Raw genomic sequence first — 19,474 nt, forward strand, 5'->3', positions numbered from 1 at the left:
TGAACTTGATGCTTGGGGTTCATTTGGGTGAAAAGCAGATGTTATCTATACAGCAAAAAGCGTTCATTCTTACCTTTATTTGATTAGGAGGAGTTTGATGTCTGATTTGCTAGATATTACGATCGGGAAATTGCTTGAAAGGACAGCTGAACAATACGGTGGTAATGAAGCAGTTGTGTACCATGAACTAGGCCTGCGCCATTCTTATAGCGAATTTGAAAAGATTTGCCGAAAGGCTGCCAGGGGGTTCATGTCACTGGATATTAAAAAAGGGGAACATATCGCCATTTGGGCATCCAATAAACCGGAATGGCTTATATCCCAATTTTCCACCGCGAAAATGGGCGGGGTGCTGGTGACGGTCAATACTAATTACCGCACAAGTGAACTGGAATACCTGCTTAAGCAATCCGATTCGACGACGATCATCCTGATGGAACAATATAAGGATCATTCATATATAGATACGCTGTACGAAATCGTACCTGAGTTAAAAAATGCAGAACCAGGAAAATTACAATCTGAGAAACTGCCAAAATTAAAAAATATCATTGTTTTAGGTGAAAAACGTTATCCCGGAACGTTTTCATGGGATGAAGTCATTAGCGGAGGCGAATCCGTTTCGGAGGAATCGCTCGACATGAGGATGGAGGAATTGGCTCCAGGTGATGTGATTAACATGCAATATACATCAGGGACGACTGGATTTCCAAAAGGAGTGATGCTGACGCATTCCAACTTGGTCAATAACGGATTGAATGTCGCAGAGTGCATGAAGCTGACCGAAGCCGACCGGCTATGCATCCCGGTTCCGTTTTTTCATTGTTTCGGCTGTTCCCTTGGTACGATGGCATCTGTTTCAGTTGGGGCAACAATGGTGCCGATTGTGGAATTTAATCCACGCGTTGTCCTTCAGACAGTTGAAGCCGAAAAATGTACGGGGCTTCATGGTGTACCGACGATGTTCATTGCTGAACTTAATCTCGATGACTTTGACCAGTATGATTTAAGCTCGTTACGGACTGGTATCATGGCAGGCTCGACATGTCCGATTGAAGTCATGAAAAGCGTGGTGAATAAGATGGGCATCACGGAAATCACGATTACTTATGGTCAAACGGAATCTTCTCCAGGAATTACGATGACAAGAACGGACGATCCGATCGAACTTCGTGTTTCTTCAGTGGGAAGGGCTTTGCCGAAAGTGGAAGTGAAAATTGTCGATCCGGCTACAGGGGAGGAAGTCCCGCGGGGCATGCAGGGAGAACTCTGTTCGAGGGGATACCATGTAATGAAGGGTTATTATAATAACCCAGAAGCCACTGAGCAGGCGATTGACACGGAAGGCTGGCTTCATACGGGAGATTTGGCAGTGATGGATGAGAGGGGTTATTGCAAGATTACTGGCCGGCTGAAAGATATGATCATTCGCGGAGGGGAAAATATTTATCCCCGTGAGATTGAAGAATTCCTCTACCAACACCCTGCAATTGTCGATGTCCAGATACTCGGCGTTCCAGATCAGAAATATGGGGAAGAGGTAGCCGCATGGATCATTTTGAAGGCAGGAGAAACCCTTACGGAGAAAGAATTGATAGTGTATTGCAAAGGGAAAATATCTTTTCATAAAATTCCGCGTTACATTCAATTTACCGATGCTTATCCAATGACTGCATCCGGAAAAATCCAAAAGTATAAGCTTCGGCAGCAAACTCTTGACCTACTAACGGAACGCACTAAATAAGGAGGATATCGAATGATTCGAAAAATTCTTATCGCAAACAGGGGAGAAATAGCATCACGCATTATTCGTACATGCAAGAAGCTGGGAATACTTACTGTCGCAGTCCATTCGGAAGCAGATTCGGATTCGCCTTTTGTGGGATTGGCGGATGAGGCATATTTATTGGGTGGTCCGAGAGTGCAGGAAAGCTATTTAAACGTCAATAAGATTTTGGAAATAGCAAAGGAAACCGGAGCGGAGGCCATTCATCCTGGATATGGTTTTCTTAGTGAAAATGCAGATTTCGCACGTTCATGCGAAGAAGCCGGCTTGATATTCATTGGTCCCAAACCAGAAATCATCCAGCAAATGGGCAATAAAGTCGAGGCGAGGAAAAAGATGGAGCAAGCAGGACTTCCATTGGTGCCTGGATTTTCACGACCGTTAATTGATAGTGCAGAAGCGGCAGCCGTTGCCGAAAAGATTGGCTATCCAGTCATGTTAAAAGCAGCAGCAGGCGGCGGGGGAATCGGCATGCAGGCCGTTGCTAATGAAGATGAACTAACCAAAGCCTTCGAAGGGAATCAAAAACGTGCCCAATTATTTTTTGGCAATGGAGATATGTTCATAGAAAAATTGATTGAGAAGCCTCGTCATATCGAAATTCAGGTATTGGCGGATTCCTTTGGGAATGCTGTTTACTTATGGGAAAGGGAATGTTCCGTTCAAAGGCGCCACCAGAAGGTCGTGGAAGAGGCTCCATCTTCTTTCCTTGACGAAGAAACAAGAAACAGGATGGGAATGGCTGCAGTGAAAGCGGTAAAATCCATTGGTTATAGCAATGCGGGCACACTCGAATTTTTAGTAGATGCAGATAAAAACTTTTATTTCTTGGAAATGAATACACGCCTTCAGGTAGAGCATCCTGTCACTGAAGAAATTACGGGACTGGACTTAGTGGAACAGCAAATTAAAATTGCATCGGGCAACAAATTGGATTTCACCCAAAGTGAGATTAAACAGAACGGACATTCCATTGAAGTCCGCATTTATGCTGAAGATCCGAAAACCTTTTATCCGGCACCGGGGAGGATCACCACCATGGAACTTCCGGAAGGTGAAGGGATCCGTCATGAATTGGCCGTTCATGGAACTTCGGTCGTATCCCACTTTTATGATCCGATGATCGCCAAATTGGTGGTGAGCGGCGACTCGAGGGATAATGCGATTGAGAGATTAAGAGAAGCGCTGGCAAGCTATAAAATCGAAGGAATTAAAACAAACCTCCCTTTGCTGATGGAAATAATTTCTCATGAGGCTTTTTCCAAAGGAGATACGACTACGGATTTCATTGCGAAATATATTCAAAAATTGACTGTATAACTTAAAACATAATGATCGGGAGGAAAATAAAATGGCAGAATTAAAGGCAAGCATGGCAGGAAGCGTTTGGAAAATCGTAGCAAATGAGGGGCAAAGTGTAACCGACGGACAGGATATCATTATCTTGGAATCGATGAAAATGGAAATCCCCATTGCAGCCGAGGAAGCTGGCACCATTAAAGAACTAAAAGTGAATGAAGGGGATTTCGTAAATGAAGGCAACGTTTTGGCCGTCATTGAATAAAGGGACGGAGGGGTATGATGAATTGGCCTGAAAAAGTGACAATTAAGGAAGTTGGACCCCGTGACGGGCTGCAGAATGAAAAGGTCATAATACCTGCACAAAGCAAAATGGAGTGGATCGATCAGCTCTCTGGTACAGGATTATCTTATATAGAAGTGACTTCATTCGTACACCCAAAGTGGATTCCCCAATTGAGTGATGCCGTCCTGGTGGCTAAGGGAATAAAGCGCAAGCCTGGTATCACTTATGCGGCCCTTGTTCCGAATCAAAGGGGACTGGAGTCGGCCCTTGACGCCAATATCGATGATATTTCCGTGTTCATGTCCTCCAGTGAAACGCATAATCTAAAAAATATCAATAAGTCGATTTCCGATACCTTTCCAATATTGAAGGATGTCATCAGGACAGCAGCAAATAACGGGAAATCGGTCAGGGGCTATGTTTCAACCGTTTTCGGCTGTCCGTATGAAGGTGAGGTTTCGACTGATCAGGTTTTCCGTGTTTGTGATCAACTTTTTGAATATGGCATCGATGAAGTCTCGTTGGGTGATACCATTGGGGTCGCGTCTCCAAGACAGGTTGCACTGTTCCTTGAACAGGCTGTAAAAAGATATGATATGAGCCAAATTGCCCTCCATTTTCATGATACAAGGGGTATGGCACTCGCAAATATCCTTGAATCACTGAATTATGGTATTGACACTTTCGACTCTTCGCTCGGAGGTTTAGGGGGATGCCCGTATGCACCAGGAGCGAGCGGAAATGTGGCTACGGATGACCTGGTTCATATGCTACATAAAATGGGGATTCATACAGGAATCAATCCCGAAAAGCTATTGAAGGCTGCGGCCATGGTGCAAAGCTTTTTGGAAAAACCATTGCCTAGCCATCAGATGGCTGTAAATAACGCACAATAATCGAAATCGAGGTGAATGTATGACTTCATTAGTTGATATAAGGTATGAAAAAAAGGGAATTGCCCTCGTGACCTTGAATCGGCCGGATGCTGCTAATGCTTTATCCACAGAATTGCTTCATTGCTTAATCGAAGGGCTGGATGAATTGAAGAGAGATTCCAATTTACGAACAGTCATTATTACGGGAGCAGGTGAAAAGGCGTTTTGTGCAGGTGCGGATCTTAAGGAAAGAGCGGGTATGAATGATGATAAAGTCAAGGAGACAGTCAAGTTGATCGGAGACACGATTACGGCTGTAGAAAACCTTCCAGTACCGGTCATCGCTGCGATCAACGGTTCGGCTTTTGGCGGTGGGCTGGAATTGGCACTCGCTTGTGACATACGCATCGCATCGGAAACGGCAAAGGTGGGGCTGACTGAAACGTCATTAGGCATCATCCCTGGTGCAGGCGGTACACAGCGACTGCCCCGGATAGTCGGAATGCCGACAGCGAAAGAACTGATTTATACGGCAAGGAGATTGGATGCAAAAACGGCACATGCCTTGAAAATCATCAGTCATGTATATTCACCCCAACATTTACTTGAGGAAGCGCAAAATTTGGCTAAGGAGATTGCGGTCAATGCCCCATTAGCACTCAGGGCTGCAAAAGCGGCGATCAATCAAGGGGCTGAAACCGACTTGAAAACAGGATTGCAAATTGAAAATGACTGCTATCAGACAACTTTAAAAACCCTTGATCGACTGGAGGGTCTGTCAGCATTCAAGGAAAAACGCAAACCGGTATATAGAGGCCAATGATTTCTATTGAAGGAGGAACAGGGATGGTAACGACGGATAAACTAACCGAAACGGTTGAAACGATTAAAAAAGGCGGTTTAGAAAAGTATCATCAAAAAAACGCTGAAAAAGGAAAGCTTTTCGTACGTGAACGTCTAGAGCTGCTTTTCGATGAAGGGGTAGAAATAGAGGACGCTTTCTTTGCCAATTGTGCAAGTGTTGGTCTGCCTGCTGATGGTGTAGTTACGGGCATCGGAAAAATCAATGGTCAAAGGGTCTGTGTCATGGCCAATGATTCGACTGTGAAAGCTGGATCCTGGGGAGCAAGGACCGTCGAGAAAATCATTCGCATTCAGGAAACAGCCGAAAAGTTACAGCTGCCCCTTCTTTATTTAGTCGATTCTGCCGGGGCACGAATTACGGATCAAGTAGAAATGTTTCCGGGCCGCCGCGGAGCTGGCCGCATCTTTTACAACCAAGTGAAGCTATCAGGAAAAGTCCCGCAAATTTGTCTATTGTTCGGTCCGTCTGCCGCCGGCGGGGCATATATTCCCGCTTTTTGTGATATTGTCGTAATGGTTGATGGCAATGCATCCATGTATTTAGGTTCACCGAGAATGGCAGAAATGGTCATTGGCGAAAAGGTGAGCGAAGAGGAAATGGGCGGGGCGAAAATGCATTGTTCCGTTTCAGGATGCGGCGATGTACTTGTCAAGTCGGAAGAAGAATCGATCGCGTTTGCGCGCAGGTACTTAAGCTATTTTCCAGGAAATTATCAAGAAAGACCTAAAAGCGTAAAACCTGAGCTGCCTGCGGATTTCGAAAAAACTTTGGAAGAACTGATTCCTAAAAATCAGAATGCAGCCTTTAATATGTACGACCTGATCGATAGGGTTATAGACAGGCAATCATTTTGTGAAATCAAGAAGCTATTTGCCCCTGAATTAATCACTGGGCTTGCAAGGCTAAATGGACAAACGATAGGGATCATAGCCAATCAGCCGCGAGTCAAGGGCGGCGTCCTGTTCCATGATTCAGCTGATAAGGCTGCCAAGTTCATCAACTTATGTGATGCTTTCCATATACCGCTGTTATTCCTGGTGGATATTCCAGGATTCATGATTGGGACGAAGGTCGAACGGGCAGGAATCATTCGCCATGGTGCGAAAATGATCTCGGCCATGAGTGAAGCCACTGTTCCCAAGATTTCCGTCATCGTCCGTAAAGCTTATGGTGCCGGACTATATGCGATGGCCGGTCCCGCCTTTGAACCGGACTGCGTTCTTGCCTTACCGACGGCATTGATAGCGGTCATGGGAGCTGAAGCTGCGGTCAATGCAGTCTATGCCAATAAAATCAATGCGATGGAACCAGAAGAGCGCCCTGAATTCATTGAACAGAAGCGCAATGAGTATAATGAAGATATCGATATTTACCGCTTAGCCTCTGAAATGATCGTTGATGGCATCATCCAGCCGAATGACCTGCGTGATGAATTGAGCGCTCGGTTTGAAGCGTATAGCAGTAAGCAATTGACATTTACCGATCGTAAGCATGGGGTCTATCCCGTATAAAGTATTCCATGAAAAAAGCCCGGTTCATCATGATGAAGTGAACCCAAAAAGTTAGACACTATATTTACTTAGGCAGCCTTGAGGGCATGAACCCGGTAATCTACTGGGCTCATGCCTTTTAATTTTACCTTGATTCGTTGATGATTGTAGTAATGGATATATTCTTCCAGTTCTTGTTTGAAATGCTCCATGCTTTCAAATTCTTGAAGATAGAGTAATTCGGATTTTAATAAGCCAAAGAAGTTTTCAATAATCGCATTATCGAGACAATTTCCTTTGCGGGACATGCTTTGTATAATGTTATGTCTTTTCAAATCATGTGAGTATTGTTTCATCTGGTAATGCCAGCCCTGATCTGAATGGAGAACGGGGGAATCTTTCGATTCCAATCGCATAAAGGCTTGGTCAAGCATCTTGGAGACTAAGGGATAAACAGGACGTGATTCGATATTGTAAGCAATAATCTCTCCATTAAATAAGTCTAGAATGGGCGATAAATACAATTTCTCACCGTGTAAATGAAATTCAGTTACGTCCGTAACCCATTTTTGATTTGGCTTTGTTGCCTTAAAATTACGATTGAGGATATTAGGCGCAACCTTTCCAATCTTGCCTTTGTATGAACGGTATTTCTTCATACGGACCAGACACTTTAGTCCCAACTCCTTCATCAATCGAAGGACCGTTTTATGGTTCAATGAAATCCCTCTATTACGTAATTCCAATGTAATGCGACGATACCCATATCTCCCTTTATTCGTATGAAATATCTCCTGGATAACTGGCTTTACTTCTTCGTATTTATCCTGACGCCCGAAGGCGTTTATCCAATAGTAATAGGTACTCCTTGAGAGATTTGCGATGGACAGAAGTAGCTTTAAATTAAAATCTCCCCTTAGTTCATGTACTACTTTCGCTTTTTGCGTTCGGACGCTTTGCTTTCTTGAACTAAGGCTCTCAACTTTTTTAAATATGCATTCTCTGCACGTAATCTTTCATTTTCAGCCTGTAATGCCTCTAATGACCCTTCTACTGGTTTTTTCTTCGTTTCTTTTTTCATGGATGGACGCCCCTTTTTCTTCGTTTCAAGAGCGTCAACTCCGTACTCCTCCAATTGCTTTAGCCAATTAGTAATAGTAGAAGGAGAAGCAATGTTATACACAGCAGCTGCATGGGTACTAGACACTCCAAAATCGTTCATATAGTTTAGTACATCCATCTTAAAGCTAATATCATAATTTGTATAGGTGGACATTAGCCCTTCTAACCCATGTTCTTTATAATGCGCCACCCATTGCTTTAAAGGAGTTAAACTGATATTAAATTGATTGGCTACAGTTCTGAATGAGTCCATTCCTTCTAAATAAGCAAGGACCGCTTTTAATTTCAACTCTAATGAATATTTTGTCATAAAAAAAGCACCTCCAATTGTTAGATGTGTCTAACAATTGGGGTGCAGTTCAATGACCGGGCTTTTTTCATGGAATAAAATGAATGATTATTTAAATAATTAGAAAATTTTTCTGTTTTAGAGTTGCTAAATCACACAAGGAAGAGTACTATAATTAGTAATTAAAGATTTACTAATTACTTAATTCCATACTTAGTGAAAGAAAGTGAGAGTTGCCATGGCTCAGCAGGAAATAAAGAAATATATTACTCCAGATGGATACACAGCAGATATTGCAATTTTTACTATTACTACAAAGAAAACGGCAGAGAAAGCCCCTCCTGAAATGTTTTTGAAGCTATTATTGATTAAACGTGCCTCAAAAGATAAGGAAGGAAGCCCCAATGTTGAAGGAGATAAATGGGCTTTACCCGGAGGCTTTGTCAATGCTTCCGAGACTGCCTATGAAGCAGCCAAACGAGAATTGAAAGAAGAAACGGGCGTAGCTGGATTCCATGTCAAGCATTTCGGGGTTTATGACCGCCCAGGGCGCGATCCCAGGGGATGGATCATATCCAATGCTTTTTATGCAATTGTCCAGGAAGAGTTTCTTCATCAAAGAAAAGCGAATGATGACGCAGCTGAGGTTGAATTGTTCACGATTCAGGAAGCCTTACAATTAGATCTTGCATTTGATCATTATACAATTATTAACGATGCGATGAATGTATTGAAAAAAGAAATGGTGCAAACGACGATAGCCCAAAAATTCCTGCCGGATGAATTTACACTTTCTGAACTGCAACGGGTTTTGCTGACAGCCAGAGATGATGCAAAAATCAGTGCAGACTCCCTTTTTTATGCAAAGGCCCCGAAGCTTCCGTTTTTGGAGAAAGTATTGGATGAAAAGGGAATGCAAAAGAAAACGAAACGTAATTCGTATCGGCCTTCACAGCTTTACCGGTTTAATGCAGAGGTTGTCATGGACTCTATTTACTATTAAGGGGGAATTGGTGAAATGGGAAAAAAGGCATTGATCAATATAGATTATACGTATGACTTCGTGGCAGACGGGGGTTCATTGACCTGCGGGAAGCCAGGTCAGGATATCGAGAAGGAACTTGTCAGTATAACCAAGGAATTTATCAAACAAGGCGAATATACGGTATTCGCTATTGATTTACATGAAGAAGGAGACCGCTTACATCCCGAATCGAATTTGTTTCCACCGCATAATATTAGCGGTACAATGGGTAGAGACCTATACGGGGCGTTAAAAGAGGAATATGAAACAAATAAAAATCAAAAGAATGTTCATTATATAGATAAAACACGTTATTCGGCCTTTGCAGGAACGGACCTTGATATCCGCCTGCGGGAACGTCACATTACCGATGTATATTTAGTCGGAGTTTGTACAGATATTTGCATTTTGCATACGGCAATCGACGCTTATAATTTAGGCTATAAAATTTTTGTATATGAACATGCAGTGGCCTCGTTCAATGATGCCGGTCACCATTGGGCGCTTGGACATTTTAAAGGGTCTCTTGGAGCAACCATTCTATAATTTCGATTCAAGCAACAGAATAGAAGGGAAGCGAATGCTTCTCTTTTGGGAGGAACTATCCATGGAAAAAAAATACAACGATGACAGTTACGCATTACACACTGACCTATACCAAATTAATATGGCCCAAACTTATTGGCAGGACAAAACACATAACCGCAAGGCAGTTTTCGAGATATTTTTCAGAAAGCTTCCATTTAATAGCGGATATGCGATTTTTGCAGGACTTGAAAAAATTGTCCATTACCTTCAAAACTTTTCCTTCTCGGAAAGTGATATCGACTATTTAAAAAATGATCTGCACTATGATGAAGAGTTTTTGAAATATTTGAAGAACATCCGTTTCACGGGAGAGATCCGCTGCATGAAAGAGGGGGAACTCGTCTTCGGCAATGAACCGATATTACGGGTGGAAGCACCGCTTGGTGAGGCTCAACTCATAGAAACTGCGTTGCTTAACATTGTGAACTATCACACACTCGTGGCAACAAAGGCATCACGCATCAAGCAGGTCATCGGTGAAGAATCTGCCCTAGAATTCGGTTCAAGGCGGGCGCAAGAAATGGATGCCGCAATTTGGGGAGCGAGAGCGGCCTATATTGCTGGCTTTGATTCAACTAGTAATGTACGGGCTGGAAAGCTGTTCGGCATTCCGGTTTCAGGGACGCATGCACATTCCATGATCCAAGCTTATAAAGATGAATATACGGCTTTTCATAAATATGCTGTTTCCCATAAAGACTGTGTATTCTTGGTTGATACGTATGATACATTGCGTTCTGGCATCCCGAATGCAATCCGTGTTGCCAAGGAATTGGGTGATAAAATCAATTTCATTGGCGTCCGTCTTGACAGTGGTGATTTAGCTTACTTATCAAAAGAGGCAAGACGTATGCTTGATGCTGCAGGATTCCATGATGCGAAGATTGTCGCTTCCAATGACCTGGATGAATATACAATCATCAATCTGAAACAACAAGGAGCAAGAATTGACATTTGGGGCATCGGAACCAAATTGATTACGGCTTATGACCAGCCAGCGCTGGGTGCTGTTTATAAAATGGTTTCAATAGAGGGCGAAGATGGGAATATGAGAGATACCATCAAAATTTCTTCTAACCCTGAAAAGGTCACGACACCTGGCTTAAAACGAGTATATCGAATCATCAATAAAGTGAACCATCATGCTGAAGGTGATTATTTGGCGATGGAATATGAGAAGCCGCAGGAGCAGGAAAAATTAAAAATGTTTCATCCTGTCCATACATTCCTAAGTAAATTCGTCACGGATTTTGATGCGGTTGATCTGCATGTGGATATTTTCAAGGATGGAAGTTTGATTTATGAATTGCCGACCATAGATGAAATCAAGGCCTTCACGCAAAAAAATCTCCAAGTATTATGGCCGGAGTACCTTCGTGCCCTTAATCCTGAAGAATATCCGGTAGATCTAAGCCAGGATTGTTGGGATAATAAAATGAGGAATATAGATGAAGTTAAAGCCAAAGTAGAAAGAATGCTAACGAAATGACCTATCTATTTTATTAGAAAGCGGGGAAATGCCAATGCGTCCATTACAAAAAGAAATCGTAAAAAAATTACTTGTCCAACCAACGATCGATCCCGAAGCCGAATTCAGGAAAAGTGTTGATCTATTAAAAGGGTATATGAAGAAAAATACGTTTCTGAAAAGCTTCGTACTTGGAATTTCCGGAGGTCAAGATTCAACACTGGCTGGCTATATTGCCCAAACCGCCGTCAATGAATTAAATGAAGAAACGAATGGCAGCGACTATAAGTTTGTTGCTGTAAGCTTGCCATATGGAGTACAGGCAGATGAAGAAGACAGGCAGCTGGCTTTAAAATTCATTAAGCCAAGCCAAACGGTTACAGTCAACATCAAGGAAGCGGTGGATGCATCTATCAAAGCTGTGGAAGAAGCAGTTTCTGAAAAGCTATCGAATTTCTTAAGGGGAAATGTTAAAGCACGAGAGCGAATGAAGGTGCAATATGATTTAGCCGGGCTGTATAAAGGCGTTGTGCTTGGTACGGATCATGCAGCTGAAGCGATCACAGGTTTCTTTACGAAACATGGTGATGGTGCAGCGGATATCATTCCTTTATACCGTTTAAATAAAAGGCAAGGAAAAGAAATCCTGAAATTCGTCGGTGCTCCTGAGCGACTTTATACGAAAATACCAACGGCCGATTTAGAAGATGACAAACCGTTACTTCCTGATGAAGTGGCTTTAGGCGTTAGCTATGATGAAATCGATGATTACCTTGAAGGCAAGGAAATCAGAACGGAAGCAGCTGAAATCATCGAAGGATGGTATACTAAAACCGAACATAAACGCAATGAAGCCATCAATGTTTATGATACTTGGTGGAAATAACGAGTGAAATCTTAGATAAGTTATCCCGCATCACATAAGATGCGGGTTTTTTGCAAGACCTAACAAGCACCTTTGCCAACACATCAGTAATGAAAAATTCACCGGCAAGGGAGACTCTACATATGGACATATCCAAGAATATTGAAGCAACGAGCAAGGAAATTGAATTCTCGGGTGTAATCAGTGTGAAAGCGGGAGATGATCTGATCCATAGTTCAGCACATGGCTATTCCAATCGAGCGGACGAAATCATGAATACGACAGAAACAAGGTTCGGTATTGCTTCCGGTTGTAAACTGTTTACCGCGATAGCCATTTGCCAGTTAATACAAAAAGGAAAACTTAGGTTCGATTCTAAACTTAAAGACTGTGTTCGGATCGTGTTTCCTGATTTCAATCAAAATGTGACCATACATCACCTCTTAACACACACTTCGGGCATCCCTGATTACTTTGATGAAGAAGTGATGGATGATTTTGAGGAGCTATGGCAGAATAATCCGATGTACCATGTAAAAGGATTAAAGGATTTCCTGCCAATGTTTCAAAATGAGGTGATGATGTTTCAACCCGGGGAAAGGTTCCATTACAATAATGCAGGCTATATTTTATTAGGATTGATTGTTGAGGAACTAACCGGACTTGAATTTACCGAATATATCGACAAGAACATCTTTCTGCCTTGTGAAATGAAAAATTCCGGTTATTTTTCCATGGATCAGCTACCTAAAAATACTGCATTAGGGTACATAGACGAAGAAAATGGAGCATGGAGAACCAACGTTTATTCCCTTCCCATCAAAGGCAGTGCGGATGGAGGGGCGTATATTACCACATCAGATATGTTCAGGTTTTGGGAGGGGTTATTTTCCAATCAGTTACTGAAGCAAGAATATACCAATCTCTTATTGGAAACCCATATTGCTACAGAAGATGATGGGGAATACTATGGCTATGGTATATGGATCCGTAAAAAAAATGACGCGATTTTCAAATACCACCTTATGGGGTTTGACCCGGGAGTAAGTTTCAATTCTGCGGTATATCCGGCAAAGCGATTGAGAACCGTCATTACTTCAAATAAAGGCATGGGTCCATACCATATTACTAGAGCGATCGAGAAAGAATTATAAAAATAAATGGAACCTTTCCACTAATGGAGGGTTCCATTGTTTATATTCAAACTGAATTCATTCAAGTATTTTTTAAGAAAGGGATGAATTCGCATTCAATAGCTAAATTGGTTCCAGAACTTCTGGAGTTTCAAGGGAAGAACCCCTTCTGTACCCTTATTCAAGAACGAAGCTTTAATGATGCGGCACACCCATTTTTTATTGTCGGAAATCTTTAAGGAGCTAGCTTTCTTAGGTTTCAAGGCTTTTCCAAACAAAGAATTTGTATATTTAAATATCTTGAAGTAGAGTATATTTAATATACTTTATTTTATCCGGTATTTTCCGATGGAGGTTCTTTTTACATTATGAAGGCAAGATATGAACTAGCGAACATGAACTTAACAGTAAGCAATGTGACTTTACGTAATGCTGCGGATAGCTATGTCCTCTTGAAAGCTGCAGATGATCAAAATAATGAAATCACGATCAAGCTTTCCCACGAACAAGCGGAATTCCTGGAAGCGGAATTAAGGGAAGTAAATCGCCGCCGCAGGGAAAATAGTCCTGATATATCAGGAAATGATCAGGAACGTATTAATGACGACGATTCTTTTAATCTGTTCAGCGTTGATTTATTCAATGAAAATGAATCGAAGTAATCCTCAAATCATATTTGCTTCTCTGTAACCTTGCTTTCGATTTATGATGATGCTGCAGAGAATCTATCATTCCCGCCAATACAAAACCCGAATTTCCATTTATTGAAAGGCATTAGGAATGTTTTAAGCAAGGTGACCTATCGTTACCTTTATTTTGATTGCTTGAAAAAATTCTTCACCAATAGGAATAGGGATGATAGTACAGCAAAAACCATGAAAAATACGATGAACCCCCATAGGCCTATCGCCGCATCTTGAAACTCCATATTTCCTCTGCTGGTAAGGGCTTGCTGTATCTCTATGGCAAATACTAAAACAACCATGACTGTAAAGGTATAAAGGAAAGAGAGTATCGTTATCCCAAAACGCATCCGGGCAATTAAATTAGATAAAAATAACACGAACAAAAATATGATGATACCGATGATTCCCATTATCCAAAAATGCAAATCTTTGTCCGTTGCATTTGAATTTAATGTGTCACTTACAAAGAATAGGATGAAATCGTGAAGATTATTGACGATTTCAGCTAATATCTGGATGATTTCTTTCATTTCTCACACCTCCAATCCTTAGATTATAGCAGGTTATAAATCTATATAGAAGAGGAGAGGTCCTCGAGGCTGTCAGATTGACCTTCGGTGGAAGTAATGGGAAATCATAAACATGCTTGGAAACGAAAAAAAAACATAAATAAATGAAGAAATCAGTTCATGTAACTTCAGCTAAATAAGGGTAGATTGAACAAAATACATAGAAAAATAAAGTAAATCATGGAAAGCAGGAGTGCCTATTTCCAATGTTTTAACACCTTAGCGATCTAAACCATAATTGTTTTAATCGGAATGCTAGTAAAAAATGTTTTTATTTAATGATTTCATGGTTGGGGGAAAAAAGTATGAATGATATACATAATCATGTGTTAACAGTAATTGATTTTATGAAAACCGGACACAAAACTTGCTTTGTGAAGGTCCTCGGTTTTGATGCTGAATCCGGACAGGATTTTAAAGGTGAAGTTAAATTTGTCGGTGATTTGCCTTTTGGTGATTTGATACATCCCGAGCGGTCACATTTATCCTCCTCTTGCAGGGAATATGTTCGGGATGACCTGCTGCATAGATACAGTCAAGGGCAATTTGAATGAAGTGTTGGACGTTTATATAGTGAATCCAAGGGGTTTACTTGTTTAAAATTGGTAAAATGCCGGGTATAAAGAATATGGTATGTAGGAACTTTTTTATGCCAAACTTCTCTTTCAACTGATAAAATAGCATATTTCTCCCTATTTAACTCTCGGACTTTAATCCTTATAATGTTAAATAAGAAAAATATGACAGTTAGTGTAGGATTATACTGTTTTCTGAGGTGAGTTTCATGGTATATGCAGATATTTTGGGTAATATACACTCTGCTATCTCCAGTAAAAAAGCTGATTTAAATGTGAAAATTGAACGATTAGAAAATGCAAAAAACGATATTATAAAAGAACAGAGCATGTGTCTTAACGAGATTAGGAAAATAAAAGAGCCTGAGCTTGGTGGCAGCTGGACAGGGAACCGTTCGGATCACTTTCAGGATGCACGTCATGATGCTTATAATGTGATGTTTAGTATCATTCATGACGATTATGATGATTACCAATGGAAAATCGAAGCGATGATTACAAAGCTGAATGCCGAGAATACGCTTCTTAGCATAGCGGGGAATATAGCCCAAGAAGCCGACTCTCTTTTGAACAAAGGCGAAGAGGCATTTGAGCAGCTGGAAAGTAAAATATCCGATTTAAAAAGGCGGTTGTTTTAATGACGACAATCAAACTGAATCATCCTGCCGTAATGAAGCAAGTCGATCAAGTGAAGACGGCACTTGGTACAGTCACGCTTGGAAATTTGCCGGCAGGCGAGCTTGGCAACAATAAATTGGAATTCACTTCGAAATGGATCGATCGGGAAATGAACCTGGAGAAGGTCTTCGAGCAATATATCAAAATCGTCCAGAAAAATGTGGAAGATACCCGTGCCAACATTGACTTATTAAAAGAACAGGATGAAGCCATCTCTCATACGTCTTCACATGGGTATCCTGTGAGATGAAAATATATGAAGCCGAGACATTGACGGCCGCAACCAAGTCGCGAGCCAAGCAATATGAAGATCTAAAGAAGGAAGTCGCAGCCCTGAAAAAGGAATTTCAGGGCCTTGTCGGCCTTGATAACGAGTTTCAGGGAGCCGGTGCTACCGCCATCAAAAGCTTCTATGAAGCGCAAATCGAGGTGGCGGACGCCTGGATGGAATTATTCACAACCCAGATCAGTTTTTTGGAAGGCATACCGGCCAATCTGGAAGAAGCGGACCTCTCCGGAAATACGGTGGTCGAGGTCCCCTTTTTAGATGGCGAAGTCTCAAACGGCATCAACCAAGCGAAGTCGCTTGTTGATCAACAAGCGAACGACCTTCAAAGGATCCTGAATAGCATTGACGATATCCTGCCTCTTGATATGTTCAACCAAAAGGACTTTAATGAAAAAATCACGCTGGCCGGACACAGGCTGGATGACACCGTGACAAAGGTCGAGAATGTCGACCGGCAATTGGTCGAGGAATATGATGTGTCCATCGGACAGGAAAACGTCGCCGTTGGCCTCTTCCGTGCCTTGCTTGATGCCACCAAGCAGGACGGCAACATCTCGCCGATGACATTCAACCAATCGGCATTCAAGAGCAGTGACGTCTATCAAGTAAAGGATGAAGTCGCCGGTCAGATGAAAGACTATCAGTCCTTCAAAAAGGAACAAGCAGAAGCCCGGAAAATCGAACAGGAAATGGAAGAACTCGAAAATCGTCCATGGTACGAAAAGGCCTGGGATACGACAAAAACCTTTACAGGGGAATTCACGGGATATTATGATTCAATCAGGGCCTCGACCGGAGTCGATCCAGTAACGGGCCGCAAGCTGTCCGATGCCGAACGAATCGCCGCCGGTGCCATGGCCGCCGCTGGATTCATCCCCGTCGTCGGCTGGGCCGGACGGGCCATCAAAGGCGGCAACGCCATCTACAAAACGGCCAAAGGACTCAATGCAGCGAACCACGCGCTCGATGCCTATAAAACGACAAAAGGCTTTAGCCTCCTCCAGAAAGCCGAATACGGAATATACGGACTCCTCGCAGCCAACGGCCTTGGTGAAGCGGCCACAGGCAAAGACATGTTCGGCAACCAGCTAACCGAGGAACAGCGCCAGAACGGGCTGTTGATGGCACTAGGCATCGGCGGTGTGGCTGGTGCGGCGAAGGTCGCCGATAAAGTAGCAAGTGGTACAAAGTTCGTCCCTTACAGCAAGGAATTTGCGCAAAAGCAGGTTCAGAAGGTTCAAGCTACAATAACAGACATCGCGAGATCAGGAAAAACCACGTTAAAAAATATAGGTGACGAACTAGGTAAAAAAGAAATACCTAAACGGATAAGTGTGGAACAAGTTTCACTCGCAGGAGGACCAAGCCTTCCCCATGTTATGCTTGAAAAGCAGACAATTAAGGAAGCCTATCAGAAATTCACGGTGAAAGATAGCAAAGTAGAGGGTGTTTCAGGGGAGAGTGTTCCTAAGGGTACGGGTAAAGTGTATCCAACTAGACAAATAGATTCAGTAGCAGAAACACATATAATTGATAAAGTGAAAGAGCTAAGAGGGAATTTAACAAGTAGGTATAAGAAATCTGGTAATTTTGCTGTTGCAGAAGTGGATGTCAGTGGGATAAGTAAATCTGAATTTTATGCTCAAAGTAGCATAAATGAACTCAAAGGAAGTCTTGAGGATAAGGTGCCTGATATTTCTTTACAACCTGAAAATCCAATGTTTAAAGCTACGGAAGCAGTTGGTAAAGAGGGAGAGAGTTACTTAAGGAATACAGATACGGAGTATAAAATACTAAATGACATTGCTTCTAGGCTTGGAGAGAATACACAAGCTACAGGGAAAATTAAGTTATTTACAGAATTGGATACTTGCGACAGTTGCAGTAAAGTCATAGCAGAGTTTGCTGCTAAATATAAAAATATTGAATTAGAAGTCATACACAACGATGGTAATAGAATTATTCCTTAAACTTAATTTTTTTTGGAGGGGAAAACTAGTGAAAGACTGGGAGTATAATGAATTATTTGATGCAATTCAGGAGACATATGAAGAGTTGTTAGATGAAGATAGGGGATATAGGTATGCTATAGCAAAACTAGCTGATGAATTTGATAGATTAGGCAAGATAGAAGATGTTATTGTTGATACAGCTATTGGAGAAATTGCAATTGGCCATGAAAAAGTTTTTGTTGGGCGCATTGAAGGTATAACAAAGAGGTTAAGCATGTTTAACCCACAAGAAGCAGAAGCTGACTTAACATTAGAAGAGATACAAGACTTATCGAAACGAATAAATAAAGTAATAGAGGGACTAAGAAATGCAGAGGTAGATTATAATTCCTCAGCAGAATAGCATTTGTGAAAGAAAAATAAATATTAAAAACCTTGAATGGCTAAAACCATTCAAGGTTTTTTAATAAAATCGTCTTGGAACATTTATTTCACCTATTAGCTCAATTTTAATAATGTTAGCTTGAACTCCGGAACCTTATTAAACCTCCAATAGAAAAAAGAAGCTTAGCTTTCTGTCTACAGAACTATAATCCTGATATTAGATATAAAACAGGAGAGTATGATTACTTTTATGAAACAGATAATGTAGGTAGGATTGTAAAATTTGAAACAGAAAATTTACAATTAACAACGAGAACAGATAGATTGTCACACAGCAAAAACACACCTGGTAAAGGAAAAGGTCAAGACCATGCAGGGCATTTGGCAGGTGATAGGTTTGGAGGCTCACCTAAAATTGATAATTTGGTTTCGCAATTATCTGAAGTTAATTTGGAGCAATATAAGAAACTTGAAGAACTATGGGCTGCAGCTCTAAAAGAAACACCTCCCAAAAAAGTAACAGTTGATGTTGCTATAAATTACTCTGGGAATGATATGCGCCCAGACAAATTTATAGTTAATTACACTATTGATGGTAAGCCTCGCAGTGCAAAATTTAAAAATTTATAAAAGGAGTGCAATATAGTATGAAACAATTTGAAGATAGATTTAGTGAATTGCAAGCTGATATGATATCCATTTGTATGGAATATGTTGAAGATAGAGCCGATAAAGTATATGTTTATGCTTCATGTGAAGAAGATATGATATCGAGCAGTTTCTTTTATTTAATTAACAATAAGTATGTAGAATGTCATAAGGTGAACGATGCATTGGAAAATGGGGACGAAGGATATGATGTATCTACAGAACGACAGTTTATGGTATTAAATATTATCAATGATGATGCCAAAAAAATAAAAGTATTATGCAAAGAATACGAAAGAGATATGCCCACTGAGATGAAATTAATATATGATGTTAAGAGTGGGAACTTCAAAGCTGAATACAAGTATGATTTAGTACATACAAATGATGATATAAAAACGTCAGATGATTTTGCTGATGAGTGGTTTGAGGAGATAAAAAAAATTAATCTTTAAATTGTTTAGATTTAAAGATATGCTCTAATTTGAATTCATAACTCATGAAGATTATGTCATCATGGAGTTATATAACCAGGGTGAGTAATGAATTAATTTATATAACTAGTTAACAGCATCTGTTGCCTAAAAGGCATCAGGTGCTGTT

Annotated in this window: 21 protein-coding genes; 19 read left to right on the top strand and 2 right to left on the bottom strand. The window is 41.2% G+C overall.

Going from position 1 to position 19,474, the window contains the following annotated elements; translation table 11 throughout:
• Positions 1–106: 106 nt before the first annotated feature.
• Genes AC0VX1_RS11965 through AC0VX1_RS11990 form a run of 6 tightly spaced genes read left to right on the top strand, consistent with a single transcriptional unit; the run spans position 107 to position 6,622 of the window.
• Positions 107–1,744, top strand: coding sequence for an AMP-binding protein (locus AC0VX1_RS11965; RefSeq protein WP_475471762.1), 1,638 nt, complete (start codon positions 107–109; stop codon positions 1,742–1,744).
• Between the two features lie 12 nt (positions 1,745–1,756).
• On the top strand, positions 1,757–3,106 hold the full coding sequence (locus tag AC0VX1_RS11970) for an acetyl-CoA carboxylase biotin carboxylase subunit (RefSeq protein WP_413008346.1): 1,350 nt from the start codon (positions 1,757–1,759) through the stop codon (positions 3,104–3,106).
• A gap of 31 nt (positions 3,107–3,137) precedes the next feature.
• Entirely contained in the window at positions 3,138–3,350 is a 213-nt protein-coding gene (locus AC0VX1_RS11975) for an acetyl-CoA carboxylase biotin carboxyl carrier protein subunit (protein ID WP_475471389.1), read from the top strand.
• A 14-nt stretch (positions 3,351–3,364) separates the two neighbouring features.
• Positions 3,365–4,267, top strand: a complete 903-nt coding sequence (locus AC0VX1_RS11980; RefSeq protein ID WP_475471392.1) for a hydroxymethylglutaryl-CoA lyase — start codon at positions 3,365–3,367, stop codon at positions 4,265–4,267.
• Positions 4,268–4,286: 19 nt separating this feature from the next.
• Complete coding sequence (locus AC0VX1_RS11985; RefSeq protein ID WP_475471394.1) at positions 4,287–5,069, top strand: enoyl-CoA hydratase; 783 nt, start codon at positions 4,287–4,289, stop codon at positions 5,067–5,069.
• Between the two features lie 23 nt (positions 5,070–5,092).
• Complete coding sequence (locus tag AC0VX1_RS11990) at positions 5,093–6,622, top strand: acyl-CoA carboxylase subunit beta (RefSeq protein ID WP_096338496.1); 1,530 nt, start codon at positions 5,093–5,095, stop codon at positions 6,620–6,622.
• Between the two features lie 68 nt (positions 6,623–6,690).
• Here AC0VX1_RS11990 and AC0VX1_RS11995 read toward each other — a convergent pair.
• Positions 6,691–8,033, bottom strand: a protein-coding gene (locus AC0VX1_RS11995; protein WP_475469810.1) for an IS3 family transposase whose coding sequence is annotated in 2 segments (ribosomal slippage) — positions 6,691–7,592 and positions 7,592–8,033 — 1,344 coding nt in all. Because the reading frame shifts where the segments join, the coding sequence is not laid out codon by codon here.
• A 217-nt stretch (positions 8,034–8,250) separates the two neighbouring features.
• Between AC0VX1_RS11995 and AC0VX1_RS12000 the strand changes: the two genes are divergently transcribed.
• The 6 genes from AC0VX1_RS12000 to AC0VX1_RS12025 all read left to right on the top strand — a co-directional run bounded on the left by AC0VX1_RS12000 (position 8,251) and on the right by AC0VX1_RS12025 (position 13,752).
• Positions 8,251–9,015, top strand: a complete 765-nt coding sequence (locus AC0VX1_RS12000) for an NUDIX domain-containing protein (RefSeq protein ID WP_063576326.1) — start codon at positions 8,251–8,253, stop codon at positions 9,013–9,015.
• Between the two features lie 15 nt (positions 9,016–9,030).
• Positions 9,031–9,582, top strand: a complete 552-nt coding sequence (locus AC0VX1_RS12005; protein WP_034312211.1) for a cysteine hydrolase family protein — start codon at positions 9,031–9,033, stop codon at positions 9,580–9,582.
• Positions 9,583–9,643: 61 nt separating this feature from the next.
• Entirely contained in the window at positions 9,644–11,113 is a 1,470-nt protein-coding gene (locus AC0VX1_RS12010) for a nicotinate phosphoribosyltransferase (protein WP_034312208.1), read from the top strand.
• Between the two features lie 34 nt (positions 11,114–11,147).
• Positions 11,148–11,978, top strand: coding sequence for an ammonia-dependent NAD(+) synthetase (nadE, locus tag AC0VX1_RS12015; RefSeq protein ID WP_057277742.1), 831 nt, complete (start codon positions 11,148–11,150; stop codon positions 11,976–11,978).
• Between the two features lie 122 nt (positions 11,979–12,100).
• Positions 12,101–13,111 (top strand): serine hydrolase domain-containing protein, encoded by a 1,011-nt coding sequence (locus tag AC0VX1_RS12020; protein WP_475471398.1) that lies wholly within the window; start codon positions 12,101–12,103, stop codon positions 13,109–13,111.
• A gap of 347 nt (positions 13,112–13,458) precedes the next feature.
• The gene (locus tag AC0VX1_RS12025) at positions 13,459–13,752 is read left to right on the top strand and encodes a hypothetical protein (RefSeq protein ID WP_063576323.1); all 294 of its coding nucleotides are present in this window, start codon (positions 13,459–13,461) and stop codon (positions 13,750–13,752) included.
• Positions 13,753–13,901: 149 nt separating this feature from the next.
• Here AC0VX1_RS12025 and AC0VX1_RS12030 read toward each other — a convergent pair whose 3' ends face one another.
• Positions 13,902–14,306 (bottom strand): hypothetical protein, encoded by a 405-nt coding sequence (locus AC0VX1_RS12030; RefSeq protein ID WP_048680706.1) that lies wholly within the window; start codon positions 14,304–14,306, stop codon positions 13,902–13,904.
• A 344-nt stretch (positions 14,307–14,650) separates the two neighbouring features.
• Here AC0VX1_RS12030 and AC0VX1_RS12035 point away from each other — a divergent pair, with 344 nt between their 5' ends.
• The 7 genes from AC0VX1_RS12035 (at position 14,651) to AC0VX1_RS12065 (ending at position 19,326) form a co-directional block, all read left to right on the top strand.
• Positions 14,651–14,899: a hypothetical protein gene (locus AC0VX1_RS12035; RefSeq protein WP_475471400.1), complete on the top strand. Its 249-nt coding sequence runs from the start codon at positions 14,651–14,653 to the stop codon at positions 14,897–14,899.
• Between the two features lie 230 nt (positions 14,900–15,129).
• Positions 15,130–15,558, top strand: coding sequence for a YwqH-like family protein (locus tag AC0VX1_RS12040; protein ID WP_475471402.1), 429 nt, complete (start codon positions 15,130–15,132; stop codon positions 15,556–15,558).
• The gene (locus tag AC0VX1_RS12045) at positions 15,558–15,848 is read left to right on the top strand and encodes a YwqI/YxiC family protein (RefSeq protein ID WP_440439355.1); all 291 of its coding nucleotides are present in this window, start codon (positions 15,558–15,560) and stop codon (positions 15,846–15,848) included. The genes AC0VX1_RS12040 and AC0VX1_RS12045 overlap by 1 nt, the downstream gene beginning before the upstream one ends.
• Entirely contained in the window at positions 15,845–17,857 is a 2,013-nt protein-coding gene (locus AC0VX1_RS12050; protein ID WP_475471405.1) for a deaminase domain-containing protein, read from the top strand. Before AC0VX1_RS12045 ends, AC0VX1_RS12050 begins: the two co-directional genes overlap by 4 nt.
• Before the next feature lie 28 nt (positions 17,858–17,885).
• Positions 17,886–18,242 (top strand): Imm3 family immunity protein, encoded by a 357-nt coding sequence (locus tag AC0VX1_RS12055; RefSeq protein WP_137024583.1) that lies wholly within the window; start codon positions 17,886–17,888, stop codon positions 18,240–18,242.
• 197 nt (positions 18,243–18,439) lie between these two features.
• On the top strand, positions 18,440–18,853 hold the full coding sequence (locus AC0VX1_RS12060; RefSeq protein ID WP_413021228.1) for a DNA/RNA non-specific endonuclease: 414 nt from the start codon (positions 18,440–18,442) through the stop codon (positions 18,851–18,853).
• A 17-nt stretch (positions 18,854–18,870) separates the two neighbouring features.
• Positions 18,871–19,326 (top strand): DUF600 domain-containing protein, encoded by a 456-nt coding sequence (locus tag AC0VX1_RS12065; RefSeq protein WP_475471407.1) that lies wholly within the window; start codon positions 18,871–18,873, stop codon positions 19,324–19,326.
• Positions 19,327–19,474: the final 148 nt, after the last annotated feature.

The sequence above is a fragment of the Peribacillus sp. QJM3NY_7 genome (assembly GCF_056173225.1).